The organism is Pseudomonas sp. R1-15 (genome assembly GCF_051132085.1).
Lineage (GTDB): Bacteria > Pseudomonadota > Gammaproteobacteria > Pseudomonadales > Pseudomonadaceae > Aquipseudomonas.
In genome coordinates, this window is sequence record NZ_CP071660.1 from 118,173 (window position 1) to 142,858 (window position 24,686).

A 24,686-nucleotide genomic window follows, 5' to 3' on the forward strand; every position below is an offset into this window, starting at 1 on the left:
GCAATGTTCATGCAGGTACCGCAGCCGCTGGCTTATGCAGAAGCCCTTTTGGCCGAGTTTTCAACCCTGTCGCGATCTGGCGACGACGTGTCACTGCTTGGGGATTTCATCAAAGGCATCGCACGGCTCAGTACGTGTGAGGTGGCGCAACTATACCTTCTGGATACCACGCACGCGCGGTTGGAAATGTACGCCGAATGTCTCGAAGAGCAGCTGCAATTTCCTGATCGGGCAAGCGTGTCCTGCGACTATAACGATGAACAACTGTTGCAGTACGTCCTGCGCCAGAATCGTGTGGTATGCCTGGGCGCGTTGAGTGACAGCTTGCACGATACGGCGTTCCTGCCGGTTCGTGCCGCGCCTTGGCAATCACTGCTCTGCGTGCCGCTTGTCGACATGCGAGGCGCCACCGCCGGACTGTTGCTCTGCGCCAGCGTCAAGCATCTCGACTTGAAGGGGTTCGCTGAGTCCTTCGGGCATCTGGGGATGTTTGCGCTCAGGCAGATGCACCTGCTGCAGTGCAGGCAACTTCCTGCCGACGGCCTCCGGCAAGTTGCCATTACCCTGCCAAGTGCCAACCGCTATGGTTTGATCGGCAAGAGCGACGCGATGCGTCAGACCTGCCTGTTGGTCAGCAAGGTAATCAACAGCCCATACACCGTGCTGTTGTGTGGCGAGACCGGGACTGGCAAGGAAGTGGTTGCCCAGGCCCTACATGATCATGGTCCGCGCCGCACGGAGGCATTCATTGTTCAGAACTGTGCCGCGGTTCCCGAGCATTTGCTGGAAAGTGAGTTGTTCGGTTATCGCAAGGGGGCTTTCACGGGTGCCGATCGGGATCGCCCCGGGCTGTTCGATGCGGCTGACAGAGGCACGTTGTTGCTCGATGAAATCGGTGACATGCCATTGTCTCTCCAGTCCAAGCTGCTACGGGTATTGCAGGAAGGAGAGATTCGTCCGCTGGGGTCCAACCATACCCACAAGATCGATGTGCGCATTATTGCCGCTACCCATCGGGACCTGAAGCAATTGATGAACGAGGGCAAGTTTCGCGAAGACTTGTATTACCGCCTCGCACAGTTTCCGATCCAGTTGCCCGCGCTACGTCAGCGCGGCCCCGACATCATTGAACTGGCGCGACATTTCACTGACAAGGCCTGCGCACTTCTGCAACGAGACGTTCCGCGCTGGTCCGACGCAGCGCTGGTCCACCTGGCGGCCTATGATTTTCCAGGCAACGTACGCGAGCTCAAAGGCATCGTGGAAAGAGCCGTGCTGCTGTGCGATGGCGCCGAACTGCTGGAAGAGCATTTTTCCCTGCACATCAAGGATCTGTCCGAAGAGGGCCGCGTTAGCCTGCGTGAACGGATGGAGCAAATCGAGCGCAGTCTGGTAATTGATTGCCTGCGCAAGAACCTCGGTAACCAGACGCTCACTGCCTGTGAGCTCGGCTTGCCCCGTCGGACACTGATCTATCGGATGCACCGGCTGAAAATCAGCCGTCGGGATGTTGAAGTATGAATCCCACTCCCTCATTGGCTCCCATCTATTCAAGTCTCCGGAGGCTCTGGATGCCTGTTCGTGCCTGTCAGACCGTTCTGTTTGTTTTCATCGTGTTGTTCGGCCTTGGCGCCTGCAGCGGCAATTATAAATTCGACGATAAAGATTATCGCCCATTAGGTGATCCGCAAGCGGTCAGTCGTGGCCAGTGAACCAAGGAGCGTTGTCGATGGAACTCGTTTTAGAAATGCTCACTGCCAGGCAGTTCATCACCCCGGAACTCTGCCGGAAGATTTTCGGGCCGGCCGGCGGTGTGATTGGGCGGGGGGATGATTGCGACTGGATCATTCCGGACTGCGAGCGCCTCCTGTCCAAGCGTCACGCACGAGTGAGTTTCGAGGAGGGCAGGTTTTTTCTGACCGATACCAGCGGCAACGGCATATCCCATCGTAAAAGCGGCATGCGATTACCCAAGGGGCAGCCAGTGCACATCGAGGATGGGGATGTGTATGTGATGGGCGACTGCACTGTCCAGGCGCGGCTGGTAGAGGGGGCGGCGAGCCGCGTTGCAGACCGCTGCCGTTCAGTACCGGTCGATGGCTTCATACCGGAGGACGCGCTATTTAATCTTGATCCGCTGAAAACCCTGGATCAACAGGAACGGGCGTATTGTGGGATTGATGAGCTGATCAACCCCGGTGCGGCGGCCACGTTCGGGTCCTGTTGCCCGGACCATGGGCGTGTGGATACGGAGAGCCTTCTGCTTCCTGAACTGGTCGAAGCATCGCGCGAACCCGAGCTACACCTGTCGCCAGAACCGGCTGCGCTGGTAAGCCAGGATTTCTGGAGACGCTTCGGCGTTGCGCTGGACATGGATCTCGACAATTTGGACAACGAAGGCCGGGAGGCCCTGGCGATTGATGTTGCTCGGTTGTTCCAGCAAAGCATTCGAGGGCTGCAACAGAGCGTGCGAACCCGTAGGGAGCTGAAAAGTGAATTGCGCCTGGCGCCGACGCAGATTCAACGCGACCAGAAAAATCCATTGAAGTACGCCGATGACGCCCTGCAGATGTTGTTGCAACCGAGATCGCCAGGGATGTTGTCAGCGACCGATGCCATCGCTAGCGCATTCAGCGATCTTCAGGCTCATCAAGTGGCGTTGCTCGCCGCCAGTCGCGCCACCTTGCGCGCAACGCTGGAGCATTTTTCACCTCGGCAATTGATCCTTCGACTGGAACGAGAGCAACGACTGCTGATCAGCACACCAGGTCGCTACTGGCGAGCATATGGTCGTTATCACCAGGCGCTTTGCCTGGACGACGACTGGACCGAGCGACTGCTGGCCCGGGATTTCGCCAAGGCTTATGAGGAGCAGGTTCGCCTGATCTCCACCCTGCAAAACGACTCTCATGGATGACGTACATGTCTAGCAGCACCGTGCCTTTATTCAAGCCTTTGATGTTGGCGTTCGTAACCTCGACGCTCATGACCGGCTGCGCCTCGCTGTCACCGTTTTCGACGATGACCAAGCTCAACCTCACCCTGATCGCCGGCAATCAGCTCAACCCGGATCTCAACGGACGGCCATCTCCCGTGGTGGTGCGCTTGCTTGAGCTCAAGCATCCAGTGGCTTTTGAGAACGCGGACTTCTTCAGCCTCTACGAGCGTGCCAGGGAAACTCTTTCACCTGACCTGATCGCCAGCGAAGAGCTGGAGTTGCGTCCCGGCGAAACCGTCAGGCTCCGGCTCGACATTGCAGGGGGCGGTCGTTATGTCGGGATACTCGCGGCATACCGTGATCTGCCGCAAGCAAAGTGGCGCTACACGCTGCCGATCATTGCGGGGCGAGTGACTGAAGCGAGCCTGACGCTTGATCAGGATGGGATCGCCACTCGTCTTGGAAAGCCGGCAGGGTGGGTGATCGATGAATCACGATAAAGTCATCTGGCAGGAAGGCATGCTGCTGCGGCCGCAACATCTGCAGCACAACGACCGCTATTTCGATCACCAGTTGAAGGTCCGCACGCGGCTATTGAGCGGCTACACCTGGGGCTTCCTGGCGCTGGAAATCGATGCGCAGTTCCTCAACATGGGACGACTGGTCGTCAACAGAGCCTCCGGTGTCCTGCCGGACGGTAGCTTGTTCGAGTTGGACGGCAGCGCTGAACCGCTTGTCCTGGAAGTCCCGTCCAATATCTGCAATACGCCGATCTACCTCGCGCTGCCACTAGTAACGGGCAATCACATCGAGTCTCGTCGTCCAGAGCAGTCGGACGTGCTGGCGCGCTACATCACCTATGACGCACAAGTGTCTGATTCAAACGCTGCGGATTCCTCCAGCAGCCAGATCAGCTGTGGCCGCCTGGATTTTCGTCTTCTGCTGGGTGAGCAGCAGGGTGATCAGGTTTTTGTGAAACTGAAACTCTGTGAAGTGCTTGATACCACGCCCGACGGTGCGATCACGCTCGATTCGGATTTCGTGCCTACGTTCATCCAGGTCAAGTCCTCCGCTTACCTGTTGTCGTGTCTCAAGGAAGTGATTGGCATGCTGGGCCACCGGGGCGAAAGCCTCGCCGAGCGAATTCGCTCCTACGGAAAGTCGGGTGGGGCACAAGTCGGCGATTTCATGATGTTGCAATTGATCAACCGCACCGAGTTGTTGCTGCGGCATCAACTGGAATTGGAGCTGGCTCAACCCGAAACGCTATACCGGATGCTGTTGGCCCTGCTGGGAGAGTTGGCGACATTTTCCACTGACAGCAAGCGACCGCCCCTCGACAATCGGTATCAGCACAGCAACCAGGGCGAGTGCTTCCGAAGCCTGATGCAGTCAATTCGTCAGGTACTGTCGATGGTACTTGAGCAGCACGCCATCGAACTGCAATTGCAGGCTCGCCAGTACGGCATCCTTGTTTCTCAAGTGAACGATCTTTCGCTGTTGGACTCGGCTTCATTCGTATTGGCCGCGAGCGCCGACTGTGACGGTGAAGAGCTGCGTCGTCGCTTGCCGTCGCATCTGAAGATCGGTTCGGTCGAGCAGATTCGCCAGTTGGTCAATCTGCATCTGCCGGGCATCAGGATCAGGCCGCTACCCGTGGTGCCGCGGCAGATTGCGTTCCATGCCAACAAAGCCTATTTCATCCTCGAACCCAGTGCTGAAGATTTAGCTCAAGTGAAGCGCTCAGCTGGCTTTGCCTTCCATGTCTCTGGAGAGTTTTCCGAGCTTGAACTGAATTTTTGGGCGATCAGGAACTGACCGAAATGGATATGGAAAGTCCTCAGGACGAAACAACCGTTCTGCTCGATGCTGAGGGAAAGCGTCCGGCCTCGGGTCCTTTGACCGATGCCGTGACGCCGCCGCGTGTAGAACATCTGCACGAGCGGATGATCTATGCCGCTCGTCAACCGCATTCGCAAATGTTCGTTGCCAGCCTCAATCCGTTGGTGACGGCAGCGTCCGGGCTGTTATCCCGGGTGGTGCTGCTCAGGCAGGGCCGCGATCGCGGAGATCTGAACATGCTCAAACAGGAGCTGGCCCTCGACTTGAAAGACTTCGAAGCCCATGCATTGAGGTTGAACGTGGTGGAAAGCCAGCTGATCGCGGCCCGGTATGTGTTATGCACGGTGCTCGATGAGGCGGTGGTGGCTGCGCCTGGAGGGCAGGCAAGCAACTGGTCACAAATCAGCCTGCTGAGCAGTTTTCACAACGAGACTTTCGGCGGCGAAAAAGTTTTCCAGTTGCTTGATCGCTTATCGAAAGACCCCGTCAAGCATTTGCATATGCTTGAGCTCTCATACCTGTGCCTGTCCCTGGGCTTTGAAGGCAAATATGGAATGCATGCCCGTGGCGGATTTGAGCTCGAAGGCGTGCGCGATGCTCTCTACCGGTCGATCCGGCACGTTCGCGGCGACCCCCCTCGGCAGTTTCCCCATGTTGGGGACGGTTTTGTTGCTCCTCGCCGCGCCCCGATGCGCATTGTCCCCGCCTGGATGGTGATGGTCTTCGCCCTGGTCAGTCTGGGAGCGATGTATTCGGGCTTCGCCTGGGTCCTGCAGGAGCAACGCCAAAGCGCATTGCAACCCTATCAATTGCCAGAGCCGGTTATCGCTCAGCCGCTGCCGTAGAACAGGGACGTATCATGAAATCGCTTTTCAGGAAAATGGGCGCCTGGTTGCGTCGGACTTGGGTCTGGACGCTGTCCTGGGTGCTTTTTATCGGATTGCTGGTGTGGTTTGTCGGACCGTTGCTGGCTGTTGCCGATTACAAGTTCTGGGCGAGCCCGACGGCACGTCTGCTAACGATCAGCGCGATGTTTCTTGCATGGGGACTGGGCATGGTTTTCTACTCTGAGCGCGTCTCGGAAAGCGAGAAGAAAGCCGAAGCCAATTCGCCACGTACTTTCAATCGGACCAGGATAGACGATCAGCGCCGCGAGCTGCGCTCGCGCTTCAAGAAGGCTTTGGAAACGTTAAAGACCTCAAGCCTGTATTCCGGCCACGGCAAGTACTGGCGTGATGATTTACCCTGGTATTTGGTGATGGGCCCTGCTGCCAGCGGAAAGACCAGCCTGCTGGCCTGTTCGGGTCTCGAATTTGCGTTCGACAGGTTTGAGCGTAATCCCTCGGAAGACGCTTGCGGTACACAACATTGCGATTGGTATTTTGCCCAACAGGCTGTGCTGGTCGATACGCCGGGACGCTACCTGACCCAGGCGGATTCAGATGTCGATGCTGATGCCTGGAACGGGTTGCTCGAATGGCTGCGCAAGCGTCGCCGTCATTGTCCATTGAATGGCGTGCTGTTGACGGTGCCTGTCGAGGTGCTGCTGGGAGGCGAGGAAGAGGTTGCCCGGCTTGCCAGTCATATCCGGGCCCGTCTGCAGGATATCCGGCGCCAACTGCGCGCCGACGTGCCGGTCTACCTCGTGCTGAGCAAGGCGGACTGCGTGCCTGGCTTTAACGAATTCTTCGACTCGATGACCCGGGAGGAGAGCGACCAGGTACTGGGCGCCAGTTTTGGTCGGGGCCCGCACGGTAACGATGTGACCGTGTCGCGAACCGAATTCGAGTCGCTACTGCACAGGCTCAACAGTCAGTTGCTCACGCGTCTGCATCAGGAGCGAGATGCCGGACGTCGTGGTCTTATCCTGGATTTCCCCCAGCAACTGGCGCAGATGGGCGCATATCTCTATCTACTGCTCGAGCAAGTCTCCAATGGCAAGGCGTCCCCAATTCGGGGCTTTTACTTGACCTGCACCTCGCGGCCTGGCACTGCGGCTGCCAGCCCCGGCGATGCGAGCCCTGGCACTCGCCGTAAGCTTTCGCGGTCCCTTCGCGAAGGTATCAACTGCCGATTTATCCACCATTTGCTGACGCGGGTCATTTTTCCCGAAGCCGATCTGGCTCGCCTCGGGCGGAGCGAACATAGGCGTATCCGTTGGAACCAGCGTATGGTTTATTTCGCAGCGCTGGCGCCCGTTGGATTGTTCGGGCTGCTGTGGGCACAGGGTTTTTCCGCCAACCACGAACGTCTGGAACATTTGTGGATGTTGGGCCAACGTTGGGAACAACTGCGGTTGGCGCCGATGGCCAGCGACGACTCGATTGCGCTGCTCGATTCGCTTGATGTCCGCTTTGAGGCCACTCAGGTCTTTGCTCCGGAAAAAGCGGTGCCACTGCATGAACGCATTCGTTTATATCAGGGGGATGCAACCAGCCCCGTGGTGGTTGGCGCCTATGAACGCGAATTGCAATCGCAACTCCTGCCTCGGGTCGCGAAAATGCTTGAGGAGCATATTCAGGGCAATCTGGGTGACCGTGAGCGTTTGCTCAACAGTCTTCGCGCGTATTTGATGCTGGCCAGGCCCGAGCGACGCGACGCGGCATGGCTCAAGGATCGGCTTGCCCGCGATTGGTCGCTGCGTTATCCCGGCAACCCAGCGATCCAGAACGGCTTGAACACTCACTTCGAGCGTCTATTGGACCTGCCTCTCGCCTATGAGGTGGACGAGTCATTGGTGGCCCAGGCTCGGAAAATCCTGCGCGGTGAGTCCCTGGCGGACGTGGTTTACCGAATGCTTCGCGAGCAGGCCAACCCGCTGCCGCCATACAGTCTCAGCCAACATCTGGGCCCGCAGGGTGCGTTGCTGGTCGGCACTGACCAGATCATTCCGGGCTTCTATACCCGTCAAGGTTATGAGCAGTACTTCTCAGTCCAAGGCACGACGCTGATTACCGGACTGCTACAGGACAATTGGGTGCTGGGCGAAGGTGCGAATCCCAGCGGCATGGACATGCGTCGTCTCATGAGCGAACTGGAGCAATTGTACTTTCGTGACTATGCCGAACGCTGGAGCGAGGCGATCGGGCGGGTCGGCTTGCGAAGGGCTGATAGCACCAGTGAAGCCGCCGGGCAATTGGCAGAGCTGACGTCGGCGTATTCGCCTCTGGTGCAATTGCTGGTGCAGGTGCGTGAGCACACGCGCATCCAAGGCATTGCCGAACGTATGGATGAAGCGACGCAAACGACCGGGAACAGCAGCAGTACCGTTTTGCATACGGTCGCCCTCGCTGGCAAAGCGGCCAGCACCGTGGCAGCGAGGCTGCCGGAAGTCGGGCAGAAATCCTTACAACGGCGTTTTGAGCCATTGCACCGTCTGCTGGACGCTGAAGGTGGCCCTACAGGCGACCTGATCCTGGCGTTGCGCGCTCTTGATGACGTCGACTCGCAGTTGGCCACTCTGACCCGCGCGAGTGCACCGGAGCAGGCCGCCTTCGAATTGGCGAGACATCGCATGGGTGTTCAGCAAGATGCGCTGAGCAATTTGCGTAGCGCGTCGGCACGCTTGCCGCGCCCGCTCAGTGGATGGCTCAACGGACTTGCAGAGGATAGCTGGCGCCTGGTGCTCGATGATTCATATCGATACCTGAACCAGCGCTACCAGAGCGAGCTCTACACGTTCTACGCAAAGGCAATCAACAAGCGGTATCCGTTCAATGCCCACAGCGCCAGCGATGTCGCGATCAATGACTTCCGGGAGTTTTTCAAGGACCAGGGCATTGTCGATCGGTTCTTCGAGCGTTACATGCGGCCGTTCGTCAGTGGTCATTCGGGGCACTACCGTCTGCGCAGTGTCGATGGCCAGAGCCTGCCCATGTCCAGGGCCTATCTGGAGCAAATGGCAACGACACATACCATTCGCCAGAGCTTCTTTGCGGAAGATCCTGTCGAGCCAAAAGTCCAATTCAAGCTCGAACCCTACACGCTCGACCCGGCGGTCAGCCGATCCGAATTACGCCTGGGCGACCAGACGCTGGAGTACCGGCATGGGCCGATACAACCTGTCGCTTTCACCTGGCCAATCGAGGCGCAGGACGGTCGAGCGGCCTTGGTACTGGACAGGATTGTCGGCGGGCAGGGGGTCGGCATCGAGAAGAGCACCGGGCCCTGGTCGCTGTTTCGTTTATTCGACTTGATGCAGATGGAATACCTGGTCGGTCGCGATGTGCGTGTGCTCAAGGCTGATCTCGGTGGCCTGCGGGCCAACTATCTATTGATGAGCCAGCGCACGCCGAACCCTTTCGACATGAGCACCTTGCGTACCTTCCGGATGCCGGTACAGCTCTGATGCTTCACTCCGGCAGGTGGCGCAGCGCTGCGCGTACCGATCCCGGCAAGGTTCGCTCGCGTAATGAGGATGCCTACCTGGAATGTCCGGAGCAGGGAATATGGGCCGTTGCCGACGGAATGGGCGGCCATTTGGGCGGCGATATGGCCAGCCAACTGGTAGTTGCCAACCTCGCGGAGCTGCCCATTCATGGAGATATCGATGAGCGTTCGAGAGCGGTGCGCCAGTGCCTGCGCTGGACCAATCGAAGACTGAGTCAGGAATTGACAGTTACTGCTGAAAATCCGCTCGGCATCATGGGAAGCACCGTCGTGGTGCTGTTACTGGAAGGCAAACGTGCCGCTTGTATCTGGGCTGGCGACAGCCGCTGCTACCTATGGCGTGATCGGCAGCTGTATCAATTGTCCAAGGATCATTCGCTGCGCCAGCAACTGATCGACGAGCATCAGGCCAGTATAGAGGAGGCAGATGCTCACCCCGCGGCGAAGGCACTGACCCGCGCAGTAGGCGCCTCGCACGAACTGACGTTGGAGATCCTGGAGTTGGACATTCATTGCGGTGATACGTTTTTGTTGTGCAGCGACGGTTTGTATCAGGACCTTGGCGGAAAAGCGCTCGGTGATGCAATGAGCCTGGCTTCCCCGAGCAGAGCATTGGAACATCTTTTCGCAGGGGTTTTGAGCGGTCGGGCGAGGGACAACCTGACGGCGGTGGTGATACGTAAGTGACCGGTCCCGCCACAACTTCAGTTGCCCCAGACGGCGAAGAGGATAGTCTCATCTGTTCCGCCTTCGGTGTGTCGTCTGCTTTGCCATCGAGTCAGCGTTGCATTGGCGAAATGCCTAAGATACTTTCCGGTCGCTATTGTCTCGAACGATTGCTTGGTGCCGGTGGCATGGGGGCGGTCTATCGGGCCCGCGACCTCCTCCATGAACAGTACGGCGATCCGGATCCTTACGTTGCGGTAAAAATGCTCAGCGAGGAACTCGGTGATGCCCCGGACGCGGGTGCGCTGCTTTATAGCGAGTTTGCCCTGAGCCGGCGCTTGAGCCATCCGAATGTGCTGCGCCCATACACGTTTGAAGTCGACGCTGCCCAGCGACGGGTTTTCATCACAATGGAGCTGATGCGCGGCTTGACCCTGGACAAGTTACTCTGCGAATCCCCCCTCGGTTTGCCCTGGCCCGAGTTGAAACCGATCGCAATTCCACTGCTTGACGCCATCGCACATACCCATGGCCGAGGCGTAGTGCATGGCGACATCAAACCGAGCAATGTCATGCTGAGTGCAGAGGGTGTGCGTTTGTTTGACTTCGGCCTGGGCCTGACTGAGGAGGGTCCCTTGAAAGGCTTGCCTTCGCTGAACCGCCAACGTCTCGACGCCTGGACGCCGGCCTACGCCGCCCCAGAATTGCTGGAGGGAGGCCCCCTGTCTGCATGCACCGATCTCTATAGCCTGGCTTGCGTGCTGTACGAACTGGCGAGCGGCAGACACCCATATCGGCGTCTGCCTTCAACCCAAGCTCGCGATACCGGGCTGGAGCGTGAGCTCAAGGCTCCGCGCAACTTGCCCAGGCGTTACTGGACAGCATTGCGCACGGCGCTGGCCCTTGATCCTGAGCGACGCAGTATCAGTGTGACGCAGTTGCGGGCGCTGATGGCAGGTGGCTCGTTCTGGTGGTGAGAAGGCTCGCCGTTGGCGATGCTGCCAATTCTTTCATCGCTGCCTTTCGCTCATCCACCGCCAACCGACCAAGCTTCTCCACGGCGACATAAAACCTGACCCAATCTTCGCCCTCACGCCTGAACAACGCCGCGAACGCCGGCACCCACTGGTCATACAGGCCGAAGGGCAGCAACCGGGCGTTGTTCAGTGGTGCGTAGACCCAGGCGTCGTAGCGCTTGTCGCCAGCCCATTGGGTGTCGCGCATGTGCTCGTAGTCGGCACGCAGGCGTTCGAATTCCGCGGCCTTGCGCTGGCGCATCTGCTCGGCCGGCAGGGGGAGGGCGTAAAGGGATTCGAGCCGCTGGCGGGTATCCAGGATCAGTCGGATGAATTGCTCGCGCTGGCGCACCAGGTTGCCATGGTCCGGTGCCAGTCCGCGTTGGGCGCGCCATTGGCGGGTGCCTTCCTGCTCGACGAATGTTGCAAAGGACTCATTGAATTCGGTGTCGTCCTTTACGTAGAACCGCTGGTGCGCCAGTTCATGAAAAATCAGCGTCGCCAAGCGCTCGTCGCCCCAGTGCAGCATCGAACTGAGGATCGGGTCATTGAACCAGCCCAGTGTCGAATAAGCCTCTACGCCACCAATCGAGACATCCATGCCGCGCAAGCGCTGCATCGCAGCCTCGCCTCGGGCGGCACTCTGGCTGTAGTAGCCGCGATACGCCACACAACCGGCAATGGGGAAGCAGTGGGTTTGCGGGGCCAGGGAAAATTCCGCGGTGGCGAAGACATTCCAGACGACGAAGGGACGGCCAATGTCCGCGTACAGGCGATAGCTTTGGTTGTCGGGCAGGTGCAGGTGGGCGCTGGCGAACGTCCGGGCTTCGCGCGCCTGGGCCAGATGCGCGCGCAATTTTGGATCACGGGCGGGGTCGGCGATGACCCGGTCGATCGGCTCTCGAGCTTGCAGCAGTCGTATCTGCCCATTGCCGAGCTGGCTGTAGTAGCCGAGGCTGGAACAACCGTTGAGTAACAAAAGCACGAGGGCCGGAAACAAAATCCTGAAAACACGGTCGAGTAACCGATGGCGTGAATGCTGCCTGATCAATTTGGAATCACCCTGGGAAGTCTGCCTCAAGACTATCTCGCCTGCCCGGAGCTTCGCTATGCGCGTGTTGATGCTGACAAGTGGCCTGTTGCTGCTGACCGGCTGTGCCGGTTTGCCTGATCCCGATCCCTCTCAAGCGTGGGTCGACCTGGGAAACCATCGGGACACGGCTTTGCAAGCGCTGGAAGTCGATGACAAAGCCTCCATCGACCGTCGTTATTTCGAAGTGCAGCCCGGCAGCCATGAGCTGACTGTGCGTTATCAATTTGCCGTGGAACCGGGCAACATCGGCCCGGATGCCGAACCGTTGTGGCGTGATTGCCGGTTGAATGTGAAATTCAAGGATTTCAATGCGGGCCGGCGCTACCAGCTGCAGGCCGGCAGTATCGGCTTCCGTCCGTGGGCCAAGCTTTATGACGAGCAACGAAAGGTGGTGGGCCAAGGCACGCCGGCGGGCTGCCAGCAAAGCTGATCGGCGCTATGCTCGGCGCCTGACTTGAGGAAACCGATCATGCGCCTACCCACGCTGTTGTTGGCTCTCGCCACGTTGAGCGGATGTGCAACGAGCCCATTGCCGGAATTGGACCCGAACATGGCCTGGGTCGATTTCGCCACGCCAATGCCGGGCGGCAAGTTGCTGATGGCTGAAAGCCTGGACGGCCGGCGACTGCGGGACGGGCGATTTTTCCAGGTCTCGCCGGGTAGCCATGAATTGAAGGTGCGCTTCGACTTCGAGGTGTTCGGCGCTGGCGGTGGGCTGGGCATGATGAGCGAGCCGAAAGAGCGGCTGTGCTACCTCATCGTACGCTACGACCATTTCGAGGCCGGCCAGCGTTATCGCCTGGAGGCTCGCAACCTGGCTTACTCCCCAAGCGCCCGGCTCTATAACGCCAAGCGTGAAATCGTCGCCGAGGATCGGCAGGCCAATTGCCTGATGTAGCGCTGCCTAGCGGTCGTTCTTCTGGTAGATGATTTTTCTGGTGCCGTTCTCGCAGGAGCCCACCACCATGTTCTGGTCATGGACTTCTTCATTGGTGACGATTTCAAGCGTGTAGGAGGCCACGCCTTGGGCCTGGATCTTGGCTTCGATCTCGCTCTTGAGTTCTTCGCAGGGCTTGGGTGCCGCGAGGGCCGATGTGGCCAATGCGCAACCGATGACTGCCAGGGCGAATCGTTTCATGCTGGAATCCCTCAATACAGCGCGCACTGCCTGTGCGCTGAAACTGCAGACCTGCATTCGATCACAATTGCCTTCGGGCAAATAGATCGCCCATCAAAAAGACCGCAGCCTGTGGAGAGGCTGCGATCTTTCCAGTTCATCAATTTACCAGCGAGGCCTCCAGGGTGATCTTGGCGTTGAGCACTTTGGAAACCGGGCAACCCTCCTTGGCTTTGTTGCTCAATTCCTCGAATTGCGCTTGGGTGGCGCCGGGAATCCTGGCCTTGAGGATCAGTTTCACCGCGGTAATCGCAAAGCCGCCATCAACCTGGTCCAGCGTCACTTCGGCGTTGGTGTCGATGCTGTCGGCCTTGAGCCCGGCATCGCCGAGGATCATCGAAAACGCCATGGAAAAACAGCCCGCATGGGCCGCGCCGATCAATTCTTCGGGGTTGGTACCTTTGCCGCCTTCAAAACGTGCCTTGAAACCATAGGGCGCTTCGCGCAACACGCCGGTTTCCGTGGAGATAGAGCCGATTCCGGTCTTCAGGTCACCTTCCCAGTGAGCCGATGCTTTCTTGACGATAGCCATGTGTGCCTCCTCATGATCCGGCGCGAGGGTTCGCGCCTGGTTATTTTTCAGTGCCAGGGTTGTGAGGATAGACCGGCTGATAAAGTTCACCTGGTCGATTAGTCGACTAATTTAGTAGGAAATTTCTCCGCTACTATTGAATCTCGGGTATATGCCCACATTCATAGGACACACCTACAGAAACGGCAGGCTTTCGCCCACAGGAAAGCTGGTACGCCGTTGGAGATGCCAGCCCATGAAACAGCTGTCCGAAGTCAAATTTTCAACCCTCGACCTTGTCCCCGTTCGTGCCGACGGCAACGCTGCCCAGTCCTTGCGCAACTCCCTCGACCTGGCGCAGCACGTGGAAAAATACGGTTACACCCGCTTCTGGGTAGCGGAACACCACAATATGGATGGCATCGCCAGCTCCGCGACGGCGGTGTTGCTGGGCTATCTGGCGGGCGGCACATCGACCATTCGTGTCGGCTCCGGCGGGGTGATGCTGCCGAATCATGCGCCTCTGGTCATTGCCGAGCAGTTCGGCACGTTGGAGAGCCTGTTTCCGGGCCGAATCGATCTCGGGCTGGGCCGCGCACCCGGCTCCGACCAGATGACCGCCCGGGCGCTGCGCCGGGAACGCTCCGGCAGTGCTGATGATTTCCCTGACGATGTGGCTGAACTGATGCGCTACCTCGGCCCGCGAACCCCGGACCAGCGCATCATTGCCATGCCAGGCACCGGGACCAACGTGCCGGTGTGGCTGCTGGGTTCGAGCCTGTTCAGTGCGCAACTGGCCGGAGAGCGCGGGTTGCCCTACGCCTTCGCCTCGCATTTCGCACCGCGTTTCATGCATGAAGCGATTCGCGTCTATCGCAATCATTTCAAACCGTCTGCGGTGCTGGACAAACCTTACGTCATGCTCGGCGTACCGCTGGTGGCGGCGGATTCCGATGAGCAGGCCGATTACTTGGCAACTTCGGTATACCAGCGCATCCTTGCGTTGATGCGCGGCCAGAGTCTGGTACAGCGCCCGCCAGTGGAAACCATGAATGGCCTGTGGCTGCCCCATGAGAAAGAAGCGGTCGGTGACTTCCTTGGCTTGGCGATGATCGGCGGGCCGCAGAAAATCCGCGCCAGGCTGGAGGTGCTGATCGAGCAAACCCAGGCCGACGAGCTGATTTTTACCAGTGATCTGTACGAGCACACCGACCGGCTGCACTCCTATGAGCTGCTGGCGCAAGTCATGAAAGGCTGAATCACAGCCACAAAAAAGCCGACGCACCGCGTCGGCTTTGATTTGAACGCGCAATCAGCCGCGTTTGTAGACGATTTCCTTTGAACCGCCTTCGCAGGTGCCGACGACTTTTGCGTCAGCCGCTGCGCCTTTATCGACAACTTCCAGCGAATAACCCGATACACCTTTGGCATCAAGCTTCGCTGCGATTTCGCTTTTCAGCTCTTCGCAGGGCTTGCCGGCCGCAAACGCGCTACCCGCAAGGCTCAGCAAACCCAGGGCCACCATCAACTTTTTCATCGCTCGCACTCCTTGGTCGGATCAAATAGGGAGGTATCAGAAAGGCCTGATGCACCAACCATAGCGCATGGCCATTCCCTATGGCACTCCGCCAGCGTGCAAGTTCAAATCAGCTCAGCTATTGGCGATCCGGAATCCGACCTTGATGGTCACCTGAAAATGCGCGGCCCGGCCGTTTTCGATGTGGCCGCGGGTTTCCGTGACTTCAAACCACTCCAGATGCTTGAGGCTTTTGCTGGCCTCGGCCAAGGCATTGTTGATGGCGTCTTCAATGCTGGTGGGAGACGAGCCGACCAGCTCGACTTTTTTGTACGTGTGATGATCACTCATGACGTTCTCCTTTGGTTGTTTTTTACAGCCTAGCAGCGATTTTTCGCCTTACTTGTGTCGCCGTTTACGCTGTGAAAGTTCAGATTTACTGCACTTTCCCAAACGGTCGGAGTCCCAACTCTCACACGCTACTCAACCACTGCAGGAGAGAGCCACTATGGCCAGCACTTCGTTACGCAAAGCCTCGTTGCAAAGCATGGAAGCGGAGATCGAGAGTCTGCTCAAGTCGTTGGAAAGCCTGAAGGACGACGCCTCGGACGAGTCGCGTAAAACCCTCAAGTCGTTGAAGGCAAATGCGGAAAGCGCACTGAAACATTCTCGGCATCTGCTGAGCGATGCCTATGAAGAGGTCAAGGTTAAAACCCGCGAAACCGGGATCGCCACGCGCGACTACGCTCAAGAACACCCTTGGACCACCGCCGGTGTCGCGGTCGGGGCGCTGGGTTTGTTGGCCGCTTACTTGCTGTGCAAACGCGGCGACTGAATCGATGGGTTCAGCTCTTGCCTGAGCCATTGCGCCAATTGCCGGGCGCGCCCATCGGCGGCGCGCTTGGGCAGCCATAACGCCAACCGCGCCGAGGTTTCGCTGAAACCCCACGGCGCGGCCAGGCGACCGGCACGCAGGTCTTCGACGACCAGCGGCTCGGGGGCAATTGCCACGCCGAGCCCGGCTACGGCAGCCTCCAGCAAATAATACAAATGCTCAAAACCTTGCCCGAACTTCAACGCCTGGGGTTCAAGGGCATTTTGCCGTGCCCAGGTCGGCCAGGCCTGGGGACGCGAAGTGGTGTGCAACAGCGGTTCGCCCAGCAGCGCGCTGGCCGGCGCATCTTGCAAGTGAATGAATCCGGCGTAACGAGGGCTGATGACCGGGCCGATTCGCTCGCTGGCCAGTTCATACACTTGCATGTCGGCTGGCCAGGGCGGTTCGGCGAATACCAGCAGGGCGTCCAGTCCAGGTCGCCTCGGGTCCAGGTCGCCTTCGCCGGCGGACAGGTGCAGGCGCAAGTCGGGAAGATCAGCGTTGAGCCTGCCCAGGCGGGGTATGAACCAGCGCGCCAGCAGGCTGCCCGAGCAGCCCAGCACGAACGGCGCGTCCGCAGTGCTTTGCGTCAGCTCCGCGCAAACCGTGCGCAGGCGTTCGAATGCGTCGGCACTGGCGTCACGCAGACGCAAACCTGCATCTGTGAGTTTCAGGCCACGACCATCCTTGATGAACAGGCTGACACCCAAGTGCTCTTCGAGCACTTTCAGTTGCCGGCTGACGGCGCCGTGGGTGACGTGCAGCTGTTCCGCCGCCTGGCTTACGCTGTTCAGGCGGGCGGTGGCCTCGAAGGCACGCAAGGCGTTTAGCGGCGGGAGGTCGTGGCTCATGGTATCTGTGAGTTTTCCTGACAGGTTGCGGCGATCTTATCGGTTTTCAGGGCGAGATGTCAGGGGTAGAGTGAGCCTCATTGTCTTTCTACGCATTCGCCTGGAGCGCCCGATGACCCCGTCTACGACCCCTTTCAACCTCAGTAGCGGCCCTGATGCGAACGGTATGTTCGGCGCCTTCGGTGGCCGCTATGTGGCCGAAACCTTGATGCCGCTGATTCTTGATCTGGCCCGTGAGTACGAAGTGGCGAAGGAAGATCCTGCGTTCATCGAGGAATTGGCCTACTTCCAGCGCGACTACGTCGGTCGTCCGAGCCCGCTGTATTTCGCCGAACGCCTGACCGAGTATTGCGGCGGCGCGAAAATCTATCTCAAGCGTGAAGAGCTGAACCACACCGGCGCGCACAAGATCAACAACTGCATCGGCCAGATCCTGCTGGCGCGGCGCATGGGCAAGAAACGCATCATTGCCGAGACCGGCGCGGGCATGCACGGCGTGGCCACTGCCACCGTCGCGGCGCGTTTCGGCCTGGACTGCGTTATCTACATGGGCACCACTGATATCGAGCGCCAGCAGGCCAACGTGTTCCGCATGAAGCTGCTCGGTGCCGAAGTCATCCCAGTGGTCGCCGGTACTGGCACCCTGAAGGATGCGATGAACGAGGCACTGCGCGACTGGGTGACCAACGTCGACAGCACGTTCTATTTGATCGGCACTGTGGCAGGTCCGCATCCGTACCCGGCAATGGTCCGCGACTTCCAGGCCGTGATCGGCAAGGAGACCCGCGATCAACTGCAAGCCCAGGAAGGCCGCTTGCCGGACAGTTTGGTGGCGTGTATCGGCGGCGGCTCCAATGCCATGGGCCTGTTCCATCCGTTCCTGGATGACAAGAATGTCGAGATCATTGGTGTCGAAGCTGCCGGCTACGGCATCGAGACCGGTAAGCATGCGGCGAGCCTGAACGGCGGCGTGCCGGGCGTGCTACACGGCAACCGTACCTTCCTGTTGCAGGATGACGACGGGCAGATCATCGACGCGCATTCGATTTCCGCAGGTCTCGACTATCCCGGTATCGGCCCGGAACACGCATGGTTGCACGACATTGGTCGCGTCCAATACACCTCGGTCACGGACGCCGAAGCCCTGGAAGCTTTCCACAAATGCTGCCGCCTGGAAGGGATTATTCCTGCGCTGGAAAGCGCCCATGCCCTGGCTGAAGTGTTCAAGCGCGCGCCGAACTTGCCAAAGGATCACCTGATGGTGGTCAACCTGTCCGGTCGTGGCGATAAAGATATGCAGACCGTGATGCACCATATGGAACAATCCCAGCAGGAGAAACACTGATGAGCCGCCTGCAAACCCGTTTTGCCCAACTCAAGGAACAGAACCGCGCTGCCCTGGTGACGTTTGTCACCGGCGGCGACCCGGACTACGACACCTCTCTGGCGATTCTCAAGGGACTTCCTGCCGCTGGCGCCGACGTGATCGAGTTGGGCATGCCATTCACCGATCCGATGGCCGACGGCCCGGCGATCCAGTTGGCTAACATCCGGGCCTTGGGCGCCCAGCAGAACCTGGCGAAAACCCTGCAGATGGTTCGTGAGTTCCGCAAGGACAATACTGATACGCCGTTGGTGCTGATGGGTTATTACAACCCGATCCATCGTTATGGCGTGCAGCGCTTCATTGGCGAGGCGCTGGACTCCGGAGTCGACGGCCTGATCGTTGTGGACATGCCGCCCGAGCACAACAGTGAACTGTGCGAACCGGCCCAGGCGGCTGGCCTGGACTTCATCCGCCTGACCACGCCGACCACCGATGACGTGCGCTTGCCGACGGTGCTCAACGGCAGTTCGGGTTTTGTGTACTACGTGTCGGTGGCGGGCGTAACCGGTGCCGGTGCTGCGACGCTGGAGCATGTCGAAGAGGCCGTCGCACGCCTGCGTCGCCATACCGATTTGCCGATCAGCATCGGTTTCGGCATCCGCACGCCGGAGCAGGCGGCGGCCATCGCACGACTGGCTGATGGGGTGGTGGTTGGTTCGGCGCTGATCGACCATGTCGCCAGCGCCGATACGCCGGAGCAAGCGATTGATGGGGTGTTGAGCCTATGTGCTGCCTTGGCTGATGGCGTGCGCAAAGCGCGTGTCGACTGATTTGGATCAGCATCAAAAAGGGGTTCAGAACTGGGTTCTGAACCCCTTTTCGTTACTGCTTCAGGAGTGTTTCGTCAGGGTAACTCCAACCCGCCTCCGGCCTTGTGCAGCTTGCGCAAATGCTCGCCGATCGCTTTCACATTGGCCTCGCTTGCAGCAATTTCAGCGGCGCGGCTCGGTTCCAGCAACGCCCGGACTTCCTTGTCCAGGTCACCTGTCAGTGTTTGCAGCTTTTTCTGACGCAAGCTGCTTTCGGATTCCAGGCGCTGCCACTCGCTGGGTTGCGGTAACCCGTAGCCGCCGGTGCCTAGCAGTTCAGCCGGACGGCTCAGGAAGCCGCTGTTGGCTAGAATCTGTTGCAACGTCGCGTTAGCCCGTTCCATGCCGCCGTTCTGCAGTTCACGGGCTCCGAGGTAGCGTTGTTTGACTTCATCCTGCGCCAACAACAATTGTCGACGATAGCTGGCCTGTTCCAGCAGCAACAATGCTGCGCTGGTGCGCAGGTCGGCCTGTTCGAACCAGACGCGGCGTTCGGCGGCATCCAGGGCCAGCCAGTCCTCCACCGTTTGTTGCTTGATAGGCAGATGTTTCTTCAGCACATCGAACATCGCCTGGTACCGATCACGGAATGAGTCGAAGCGGTAGCCCAGGCGCAAGGCTTCCTTGGGATCATCCAGCACGCTGGTATCCGCCAGGCCCCGGCCCTTGAGCACTTCCAGCAGGCCGTTGGGCATGATGCTGTCCAGGCCCTTGAGCTGTTCGTTGTTGCTGCCGCTGCGCAGTAGCTTCAAGCTTTCCACGGCGCAGTTATTGGACAGGAAGTAATAACTGCCGTCGTAGCTCCAGTGCATTTCGGCGGCGTGTTCGACCGTTTCCTCTATCTCAGTGCGCGACAGGTTCAGCGGTACAGACGCCAGGCTGCGCAATTCGGTCTTGGTGTATTCATCGATCACTTGGGCGAGCGGTAGCACGAACAGGCGCGACGGGTATTTGCCCACCAGTCCGTCCCAACTCGACAATTGCACGTCGCCCACAAAAGCGCGATACGACAGCACCAGGTGTTGGTCCAGGTCAAGGCGGCAGTCCGGGCCACGCGGCCGGTCCGGTGCGCAAATCACCAGCCGGAGCATGCTGTGGCCCCAGCGGCTGACCCAGTTCTGGTTCGCTTCGGCCAACAGGTAGTCAATGGCATAGACCCGTTCCGGATCGACCTGGCCCAGTGGCGTCTTGGCGAAGTCGTTGCCAGCATTGAGGAAGGCGAACGATTTTGCGCAGGTGTCCTTGGCGGCGGGGGCCCAACCAAAGTGTTCCTGATAATAGCGATACAGCGCGGGACGTCGGCAGGCATAGCTGGAGTCCAGGAGAAAGTACTCCATGTTGACCGCGACGAACTCCTTGGGGCTGCTCGTCTCGTAAAGGTCCGGGCTGCGGACGACTTGACGACTGTGCTGCTCCCGTTCACCGCGACGGCCGACGTATTGCGGCCAGCCCGCCAGGTCGAGCAAGCGAGGATCGTCGCTCAGTGTAAAGCGGCGATCGTTCTGGCCTCGGCACTCATCAGGCAAGCCAATCAACCCGGCGCTGCTGTTGCGTCGAGTGCAACGCTGGATCAGCGCACGCTCGGCATCCGGCCATAGACGCGAGCGGTCATAAATGTGGGTCAGTTCGTGCAGGACCGTGGCGAGCATTTCCCGCCGTACCGTGCCGTGGGGGCGTCGGGTCTTCTGTGTGGCGGCGCTGCCGTCAGTGAGGCTACCGAGCAGGTTTCGGTTCAGGTCCAGCTGTGACACCAGCGAGGCCTGGCCGTAAGCGTTGGCGGGCATTTGGTCGGTCCAGCCAACATCGATGCGGCGGTCCAGTCGCTCGATGAAGCGTGGCGGCAACGCCTGCATGGCTTCATCGAGCAGTGCCTGGCTGGCCTGCTGCTGTGCCGGCGTCAAGCCGTCGGCATTAAGGTGTAGCTGCAGGCCGGCCTGGGCGGTGCTGCCGATAAGCAGCACGACCCCGGCCGTCAGCCAGGCGGCGAGCCGCCTCACAATGCGAGGATGGCTTCGGCGAGAACCTGGTCACTGGCGTCGCGCGCTTCCGGCACGCGTGTACGCAAGGTATCGAAGGCGGCCTCGAGATGAGCGCCACGAATTTCGCCATTGCTGGCGACGAAGCTGGCCGCGTCGTCGTGGGCTTCGCGAACGATCTTCGAATCACGGATGGATGTGGTGGTGTCGGAAGTGAAATCGATCGTGCGCTGGGAAGCGCGAACGATGATATTACTGGTGGCTACCAGGGTATGTGCCTGGGCTACATCGGCCAACACCAGCAGGCCTAGGGCGGCAGCAATCAGCGGGCTACGCATGGAACGACTCCGGAAAATGAAGATAATTATTGGACGAGAATTGCCTGTGCCAGTTCAAGGTCGGTGGCGTGAAGTTTTGGCTGGGTTCGGCGCATGTAGTCCAGGGCCGATTCCAACCGTGCACCTCTCAGCTGTCCGTCGCTGGCAACGAATACCGCAGCGTCATCGCGGGCGGCGACGATAAGTTTATTGTCGAAGGGCGCAGAGGTCACCAAGGATGTGGCGTAGCCGCTAACCACCACTTGCTGGGTCGTCACATCGAAGGCTTGGGCCGGAACAGACCAGCAAAAAGCCACTAGGCAAGACGCGATAAATGGATTTGGATAAAAACGCATGGTACTCGACGGTTGATGGCGAGCCGGAAGGCTAGCGCAAACCTGCGGGCCAGAGCCAGTGCTGAAACATCGGAACACCATTGGGCGCCCGATGTTTCATGTTGCCTCAGATCACCAGAATGGCCTGGGCCAGTTGCGCGTCGGTGGCGTCGATCTGGGGGGCCTGCTGGCGAATATGGTTCAGCGCACTTTCCAGTTTCACACCACGGATTGCGCCTTCGCTGGCCACGAAGCTGGCGGCGTCATCTCGGGCGGCCTGGACGATCTTATTGTCCCGCAGTGACGAGGTTGCATCGGAGGTGACGTCGGACGTGGCCTTGAGCGCGCCGACAATGGAGTCTGTGGTAACGATGAAGCTGCTGGCGTTGGAGTAGGCGGACACGGCCAGCAGGGCAACGGCGCTGAGCAGGCGAAGACGGATCATGGTGAACTCCTTGGGAATTGAGGTTATGCGGGTGCAGGTAGCTGGAAGAAGAGACGCAGGCTCGACTCGCTTCGCCACGTTCGTATCGATATTAGGACAGAACGCGTTGGCTGACAGCCTGGAATTACCCCGTTATACCGCATGCGACTCGCACCGGCTCCGTTATAGATAAACTGTACCTAACAGTATGTATAATTCTCTAACTGTTATGGTCTGGCGGATTTACCGGAATCTGCCCCGTAAACGACAAGACCCGTCGCGGTTTCCCGCGACGGGTCTTGTTTGTTCAATTCGATGCTGGCGGTGGACCCGGTGGGTCAGGGCCAGCGACGCTGAGTTAGCGCCAGAACGGCTTGCTCAGCTCTTCGTAACGTTGGGCTTCGCTGATACCGGCGTCAGCCAGCAGGCGCGAATCCAGACGAGCCAGTTGATGGCGGCTGGCAATGCGGCGCTGCCACAACATCAGGTTGGCGATAACGCGAAGAGGCAGGGAAGCCTGGTTTTTTTCAGCTTTGTCTTCGAAAAACAGCTCGGAACTGAGTGTACGTTCCATGGTTGACATCCTTCCGCTTGTGGCGGGATTAGGTAGTGGTTTAACTGGTGCCCATGATCTGCTCGTTTGGCCAGCGACTGTAGATACAGTTCATTTGTATTGTGCGAGACCAGTTAACTGTTAAATCGTGGTGTACTGGTCGATAACGAGGCAACTGTACTTGTCAGCACTGCTATGGTGCATTTTTGCTACTCATCCGTGGTTTTGTGAGAAAAGACTGTAGGAAATAACCGGTACAGCAGTACAGTTTTTGTCGAGTTGCGCGTGAGCGGTGGGCTCCAATCAAAACTGTATTTGCGTTAGCTGTGTTCCAGCTGTATCAGATCGCCAACATGCGTCCGGTCTCTTCGAGGTTCAGGTGCCAACTCAGTGCATCGCGCAGGATATGCGGCGTATGCCCACCCAAAGCGCACGCGGCGTTGAAATACTCGTTCAAGGCCTGGCGGTAGGAAGGGTGCACGCAATTGTCGATGATCACGCGTGCCCGCTCCCGTGGCGCCAGGCCCCGCAGGTCGGCCAGGCCGATTTCGGTCACCAGGATGTCGACGTCGTGTTCGGTATGGTCCAAATGGCTGACCATCGGTACGACACTGGAAATGGCACCACCCTTGGCGATCGACTTGGTGACGAAAATCGCCAGGTGAGCATTGCGGGCGAAGTCCCCCGAGCCGCCGATGCCGTTCATCATCCGCGTGCCGCATACATGGGTTGAGTTCACATTGCCGTATAGGTCGAACTCCAGCGCGGTATTGATACCAATGATGCCCAGGCGGCGCACAACCTCCGGATGGTTGGAGATTTCCTGCGGACGCAGGACCAGTTTGTCCTTATACCGTTCCAGGTTTCCGAACACGTCGGCATTGCGTCGACCCGACAGCGTGATCGAGCTGCCGGAGGCGAAACTCAGCTTGCCGGCGTCAATCAAGTCAAATGTCGAGTCCTGCAAAACCTCGGAGTACATGGTCAAGTCCGAGAACGGCGAATCGATCAGGCCGCACATCACGGCGTTGGCGATATTGCCAATCCCTGCTTGCAGCGGCCCGAGCTTGTTGGTCATGCGCCCAGCCGAAACCTCCTGTTTGAAGAAGTCGATCAGGTGATCGGCGATGGCCTGGGTGTCGATGTCTGGCGGGGCGACGGTAGAAGGCGAGTCCCCTTGGTTGGTTATGACTATGGCGGCAATCTTTTCCGGCGGTATCGGGATCGCGGTGCTGCCTATATGGTCGTCGACTTTCACCAAGGGAATCGGCGTGCGAGTGGGGCGATAGGTCGGGATATAAATGTCGTGCAATCCCTCTAGATTCGGGTTGTGAGCCAGGTTGATCTCGATGATCACTTGCCGGGCGAAGATGGCGAAGCTGGCTGAGTTACCCACCGACGTGGTCGGTACGATATGTCCTTGCTCGGTGATGGCCACTGCTTCGATCACGGCAATATCGGGCAATTTGAGTTGGCCGTTGCGCAGTTGCTCGACGGTTTCCGAGAGATGCTGGTCGATGAACATCACCTCGCCTGCGTTGATTGCCTTACGCAACGTGCTGTCGACCTGGAACGGCATGCGTCGCGCGAGCACACCGGCCTCGGTGAGCTCCTTGTCGAGGTCGTTGCCCAGGCTCGCACCGGTCATCAAGCTGATTTTAAGCGGGGTGGCCTTGGCACGCTCAGCCAGGGCGTGGGGCACTGCCTTGGCTTCTCCGGCGCGGGTAAAGCCACTCATGCCAACGGTCATGCCGTCCTCGATCAACAAGGCGGCTTCGGCAGCGCTCATCACTTTATTCAACAACGAAGGCAGGCGGATGCGATCACGGTACATGGAGGGTCGTCTCGGGCTGGAAGCTGGATGCGCAGTCTAGAGAATTTGCGCTTTGCCCGACCCGCTACAAAAGTCGCATTTAAGGCGTCTATTACGGGGGGTTCAGGCAAAACATCGTTACCGGATCGGTAATGCTTTGCCTTGATATAAATCAAAACGCCCCGACAAGGCGGGGCGT

The 24,686-nt window shown here is 59.0% G+C and carries 27 protein-coding genes; 15 read left to right on the forward strand and 12 right to left on the reverse strand.

Annotated features, from left to right (window positions below; translation table 11 throughout):
- Positions 1 to 3: 3 nt before the first annotated feature.
- From J3P97_RS00500 to J3P97_RS00540, 9 genes are read left to right on the forward strand one after another with little or no spacing between them, the layout of a single operon-like run.
- A complete protein-coding gene (locus J3P97_RS00500) occupies positions 4 to 1,521 on the forward strand; it encodes a sigma-54 interaction domain-containing protein (RefSeq protein ID WP_434605241.1) in 1,518 nt (505 codons plus the stop codon).
- Positions 1,522 to 1,571: 50 nt separating this feature from the next.
- Positions 1,572 to 1,712 carry a type VI secretion protein gene (locus J3P97_RS00505; RefSeq protein WP_434602422.1) on the forward strand — a complete coding sequence of 47 codons (141 nt, stop codon included), beginning with the start codon at positions 1,572 to 1,574 and terminating at the stop codon, positions 1,710 to 1,712.
- Positions 1,713 to 1,729: 17 nt separating this feature from the next.
- A complete protein-coding gene (tagH, locus tag J3P97_RS00510) occupies positions 1,730 to 2,917 on the forward strand; it encodes a type VI secretion system-associated FHA domain protein TagH (protein WP_434674598.1) in 1,188 nt (395 codons plus the stop codon).
- A gap of 5 nt (positions 2,918 to 2,922) precedes the next feature.
- Positions 2,923 to 3,438, forward strand: a complete 516-nt coding sequence (gene tssJ, locus J3P97_RS00515) for a type VI secretion system lipoprotein TssJ (RefSeq protein ID WP_434673231.1) — start codon at positions 2,923 to 2,925, stop codon at positions 3,436 to 3,438.
- Positions 3,425 to 4,756 (forward strand): type VI secretion system baseplate subunit TssK, encoded by a 1,332-nt coding sequence (gene tssK / locus J3P97_RS00520; protein WP_434626733.1) that lies wholly within the window; start codon positions 3,425 to 3,427, stop codon positions 4,754 to 4,756. Before tssJ ends, tssK begins: the two co-directional genes overlap by 14 nt.
- Positions 4,757 to 4,761: 5 nt before the next feature.
- Positions 4,762 to 5,625 (forward strand): type IVB secretion system protein IcmH/DotU, encoded by an 864-nt coding sequence (icmH, locus tag J3P97_RS00525; RefSeq protein ID WP_434673232.1) that lies wholly within the window; start codon positions 4,762 to 4,764, stop codon positions 5,623 to 5,625.
- A 14-nt stretch (positions 5,626 to 5,639) separates the two neighbouring features.
- The gene (tssM, locus tag J3P97_RS00530; protein ID WP_434673233.1) at positions 5,640 to 9,128 is read left to right on the forward strand and encodes a type VI secretion system membrane subunit TssM; all 3,489 of its coding nucleotides are present in this window, start codon (positions 5,640 to 5,642) and stop codon (positions 9,126 to 9,128) included.
- On the forward strand, positions 9,128 to 9,856 hold the full coding sequence (locus tag J3P97_RS00535) for a PP2C family protein-serine/threonine phosphatase (RefSeq protein ID WP_434673234.1): 729 nt from the start codon (positions 9,128 to 9,130) through the stop codon (positions 9,854 to 9,856). The genes tssM and J3P97_RS00535 overlap by 1 nt, the downstream gene beginning before the upstream one ends.
- A gap of 50 nt (positions 9,857 to 9,906) precedes the next feature.
- Entirely contained in the window at positions 9,907 to 10,812 is a 906-nt protein-coding gene (locus tag J3P97_RS00540) for a serine/threonine-protein kinase (protein WP_434674599.1), read from the forward strand.
- On the opposite strand, the gene J3P97_RS00545 is transcribed toward J3P97_RS00540, so the two are convergent.
- Positions 10,760 to 11,902 (reverse strand): aminopeptidase, encoded by a 1,143-nt coding sequence (locus J3P97_RS00545; protein ID WP_434674600.1) that lies wholly within the window; start codon positions 11,900 to 11,902, stop codon positions 10,760 to 10,762. The genes J3P97_RS00540 and J3P97_RS00545 overlap by 53 nt on opposite strands.
- 58 nt (positions 11,903 to 11,960) lie before the next feature.
- Between J3P97_RS00545 and J3P97_RS00550 the strand changes: the two genes are divergently transcribed.
- On the forward strand, positions 11,961 to 12,374 hold the full coding sequence (locus J3P97_RS00550) for a hypothetical protein (protein WP_434570554.1): 414 nt from the start codon (positions 11,961 to 11,963) through the stop codon (positions 12,372 to 12,374).
- A 39-nt stretch (positions 12,375 to 12,413) separates the two neighbouring features.
- Complete coding sequence (locus tag J3P97_RS00555) at positions 12,414 to 12,842, forward strand: hypothetical protein (RefSeq protein ID WP_434570552.1); 429 nt, start codon at positions 12,414 to 12,416, stop codon at positions 12,840 to 12,842.
- Between the two features lie 6 nt (positions 12,843 to 12,848).
- Here the strand turns inward: J3P97_RS00555 and J3P97_RS00560 are convergent, their stop codons facing one another.
- The gene (locus tag J3P97_RS00560; protein WP_434673235.1) at positions 12,849 to 13,082 is read right to left on the reverse strand and encodes a DUF1161 domain-containing protein; all 234 of its coding nucleotides are present in this window, start codon (positions 13,080 to 13,082) and stop codon (positions 12,849 to 12,851) included.
- A 139-nt stretch (positions 13,083 to 13,221) separates the two neighbouring features.
- Positions 13,222 to 13,653, reverse strand: coding sequence for an OsmC family protein (locus J3P97_RS00565; protein WP_434673236.1), 432 nt, complete (start codon positions 13,651 to 13,653; stop codon positions 13,222 to 13,224).
- Between the two features lie 235 nt (positions 13,654 to 13,888).
- Here J3P97_RS00565 and J3P97_RS00570 point away from each other — a divergent pair, with 235 nt between their 5' ends.
- Complete coding sequence (locus J3P97_RS00570) at positions 13,889 to 14,890, forward strand: LLM class flavin-dependent oxidoreductase (protein ID WP_434673237.1); 1,002 nt, start codon at positions 13,889 to 13,891, stop codon at positions 14,888 to 14,890.
- 54 nt (positions 14,891 to 14,944) lie between these two features.
- Here J3P97_RS00570 and J3P97_RS00575 read toward each other — a convergent pair whose 3' ends face one another.
- A complete protein-coding gene (locus J3P97_RS00575) occupies positions 14,945 to 15,169 on the reverse strand; it encodes a DUF1161 domain-containing protein (RefSeq protein ID WP_434602430.1) in 225 nt (74 codons plus the stop codon).
- 114 nt (positions 15,170 to 15,283) lie between these two features.
- On the reverse strand, positions 15,284 to 15,499 hold the full coding sequence (locus J3P97_RS00580) for a dodecin (RefSeq protein WP_003177209.1): 216 nt from the start codon (positions 15,497 to 15,499) through the stop codon (positions 15,284 to 15,286).
- A gap of 157 nt (positions 15,500 to 15,656) precedes the next feature.
- Here J3P97_RS00580 and J3P97_RS00585 point away from each other — a divergent pair, with 157 nt between their 5' ends.
- Positions 15,657 to 15,983, forward strand: a complete 327-nt coding sequence (locus J3P97_RS00585; protein WP_186611411.1) for a DUF883 family protein — start codon at positions 15,657 to 15,659, stop codon at positions 15,981 to 15,983.
- Here J3P97_RS00585 and J3P97_RS00590 read toward each other — a convergent pair.
- On the reverse strand, positions 15,956 to 16,873 hold the full coding sequence (locus J3P97_RS00590) for a LysR family transcriptional regulator (RefSeq protein ID WP_434570542.1): 918 nt from the start codon (positions 16,871 to 16,873) through the stop codon (positions 15,956 to 15,958). The two genes, J3P97_RS00585 and J3P97_RS00590, sit on opposite strands and share 28 nt — an antisense overlap.
- 112 nt (positions 16,874 to 16,985) lie before the next feature.
- Here J3P97_RS00590 and trpB point away from each other — a divergent pair, with 112 nt between their 5' ends.
- A complete protein-coding gene (gene trpB, locus J3P97_RS00595; protein ID WP_434673238.1) occupies positions 16,986 to 18,218 on the forward strand; it encodes a tryptophan synthase subunit beta in 1,233 nt (410 codons plus the stop codon).
- The gene (trpA, locus tag J3P97_RS00600; RefSeq protein WP_434673239.1) at positions 18,218 to 19,030 is read left to right on the forward strand and encodes a tryptophan synthase subunit alpha; all 813 of its coding nucleotides are present in this window, start codon (positions 18,218 to 18,220) and stop codon (positions 19,028 to 19,030) included. Before trpB ends, trpA begins: the two co-directional genes overlap by 1 nt.
- A 74-nt stretch (positions 19,031 to 19,104) precedes the next feature.
- On the opposite strand, the gene J3P97_RS00605 is transcribed toward trpA, so the two are convergent.
- The 6 genes from J3P97_RS00605 to J3P97_RS00630 form a co-directional block, all read right to left on the reverse strand.
- Positions 19,105 to 21,066, reverse strand: coding sequence for a DUF4105 domain-containing protein (locus tag J3P97_RS00605; RefSeq protein WP_434673240.1), 1,962 nt, complete (start codon positions 21,064 to 21,066; stop codon positions 19,105 to 19,107).
- A complete protein-coding gene (locus tag J3P97_RS00610; protein WP_003187020.1) occupies positions 21,063 to 21,383 on the reverse strand; it encodes a DUF2388 domain-containing protein in 321 nt (106 codons plus the stop codon). The genes J3P97_RS00605 and J3P97_RS00610 overlap by 4 nt, the downstream gene beginning before the upstream one ends.
- A gap of 26 nt (positions 21,384 to 21,409) precedes the next feature.
- Positions 21,410 to 21,718, reverse strand: a complete 309-nt coding sequence (locus J3P97_RS00615; RefSeq protein ID WP_434673241.1) for a DUF2388 domain-containing protein — start codon at positions 21,716 to 21,718, stop codon at positions 21,410 to 21,412.
- 106 nt (positions 21,719 to 21,824) lie between these two features.
- Positions 21,825 to 22,142 carry a DUF2388 domain-containing protein gene (locus J3P97_RS00620; RefSeq protein ID WP_434570534.1) on the reverse strand — a complete coding sequence of 106 codons (318 nt, stop codon included), beginning with the start codon at positions 22,140 to 22,142 and terminating at the stop codon, positions 21,825 to 21,827.
- Positions 22,143 to 22,479: 337 nt separating this feature from the next.
- The gene (locus tag J3P97_RS00625) at positions 22,480 to 22,695 is read right to left on the reverse strand and encodes a DUF1127 domain-containing protein (RefSeq protein ID WP_003187014.1); all 216 of its coding nucleotides are present in this window, start codon (positions 22,693 to 22,695) and stop codon (positions 22,480 to 22,482) included.
- Positions 22,696 to 23,014: 319 nt separating this feature from the next.
- Positions 23,015 to 24,508 carry an acetyl-CoA hydrolase/transferase family protein gene (locus J3P97_RS00630; RefSeq protein WP_434673242.1) on the reverse strand — a complete coding sequence of 498 codons (1,494 nt, stop codon included), beginning with the start codon at positions 24,506 to 24,508 and terminating at the stop codon, positions 23,015 to 23,017.
- Positions 24,509 to 24,686: the final 178 nt, after the last annotated feature.

Bases quoted from the DNA above. Each gene is read 5' to 3' on its own strand.
- J3P97_RS00535 (WP_434673234.1), top strand. From the start codon at position 9,128: ATGCTTCACTCCGGCAGGTGGCGCAGCGCTGCGCGTACCGATCCCGGC.
- J3P97_RS00560 (WP_434673235.1), bottom strand. From the start codon at position 13,082: ATGAAACGATTCGCCCTGGCAGTCATCGGTTGCGCATTGGCCACATCG.
- J3P97_RS00630 (WP_434673242.1), bottom strand. From the start codon at position 24,508: ATGTACCGTGATCGCATCCGCCTGCCTTCGTTGTTGAATAAAGTGATG.
- trpB (WP_434673238.1), top strand. From the start codon at position 16,986: ATGACCCCGTCTACGACCCCTTTCAACCTCAGTAGCGGCCCTGATGCG.
- J3P97_RS00550 (WP_434570554.1), top strand. From the start codon at position 11,961: ATGCGCGTGTTGATGCTGACAAGTGGCCTGTTGCTGCTGACCGGCTGT.
- J3P97_RS00575 (WP_434602430.1), bottom strand. From the start codon at position 15,169: ATGAAAAAGTTGATGGTGGCCCTGGGTTTGCTGAGCCTTGCGGGTAGC.
- J3P97_RS00565 (WP_434673236.1), bottom strand. From the start codon at position 13,653: ATGGCTATCGTCAAGAAAGCATCGGCTCACTGGGAAGGTGACCTGAAG.
- tssK (WP_434626733.1), top strand. From the start codon at position 3,425: ATGAATCACGATAAAGTCATCTGGCAGGAAGGCATGCTGCTGCGGCCG.
- tagH (WP_434674598.1), top strand. From the start codon at position 1,730: ATGGAACTCGTTTTAGAAATGCTCACTGCCAGGCAGTTCATCACCCCG.
- J3P97_RS00580 (WP_003177209.1), bottom strand. From the start codon at position 15,499: ATGAGTGATCATCACACGTACAAAAAAGTCGAGCTGGTCGGCTCGTCT.
- J3P97_RS00505 (WP_434602422.1), top strand. From the start codon at position 1,572: ATGCCTGTTCGTGCCTGTCAGACCGTTCTGTTTGTTTTCATCGTGTTG.
- J3P97_RS00615 (WP_434673241.1), bottom strand. From the start codon at position 21,718: ATGCGTTTTTATCCAAATCCATTTATCGCGTCTTGCCTAGTGGCTTTT.
- J3P97_RS00610 (WP_003187020.1), bottom strand. From the start codon at position 21,383: ATGCGTAGCCCGCTGATTGCTGCCGCCCTAGGCCTGCTGGTGTTGGCC.
- J3P97_RS00570 (WP_434673237.1), top strand. From the start codon at position 13,889: ATGAAACAGCTGTCCGAAGTCAAATTTTCAACCCTCGACCTTGTCCCC.
- J3P97_RS00585 (WP_186611411.1), top strand. From the start codon at position 15,657: ATGGCCAGCACTTCGTTACGCAAAGCCTCGTTGCAAAGCATGGAAGCG.
- J3P97_RS00625 (WP_003187014.1), bottom strand. From the start codon at position 22,695: ATGGAACGTACACTCAGTTCCGAGCTGTTTTTCGAAGACAAAGCTGAA.
- J3P97_RS00590 (WP_434570542.1), bottom strand. From the start codon at position 16,873: ATGAGCCACGACCTCCCGCCGCTAAACGCCTTGCGTGCCTTCGAGGCC.
- J3P97_RS00555 (WP_434570552.1), top strand. From the start codon at position 12,414: ATGCGCCTACCCACGCTGTTGTTGGCTCTCGCCACGTTGAGCGGATGT.
- tssJ (WP_434673231.1), top strand. From the start codon at position 2,923: ATGTCTAGCAGCACCGTGCCTTTATTCAAGCCTTTGATGTTGGCGTTC.
- J3P97_RS00500 (WP_434605241.1), top strand. From the start codon at position 4: ATGTTCATGCAGGTACCGCAGCCGCTGGCTTATGCAGAAGCCCTTTTG.
- icmH (WP_434673232.1), top strand. From the start codon at position 4,762: ATGGATATGGAAAGTCCTCAGGACGAAACAACCGTTCTGCTCGATGCT.
- J3P97_RS00620 (WP_434570534.1), bottom strand. From the start codon at position 22,142: ATGATCCGTCTTCGCCTGCTCAGCGCCGTTGCCCTGCTGGCCGTGTCC.
- trpA (WP_434673239.1), top strand. From the start codon at position 18,218: ATGAGCCGCCTGCAAACCCGTTTTGCCCAACTCAAGGAACAGAACCGC.
- tssM (WP_434673233.1), top strand. From the start codon at position 5,640: ATGAAATCGCTTTTCAGGAAAATGGGCGCCTGGTTGCGTCGGACTTGG.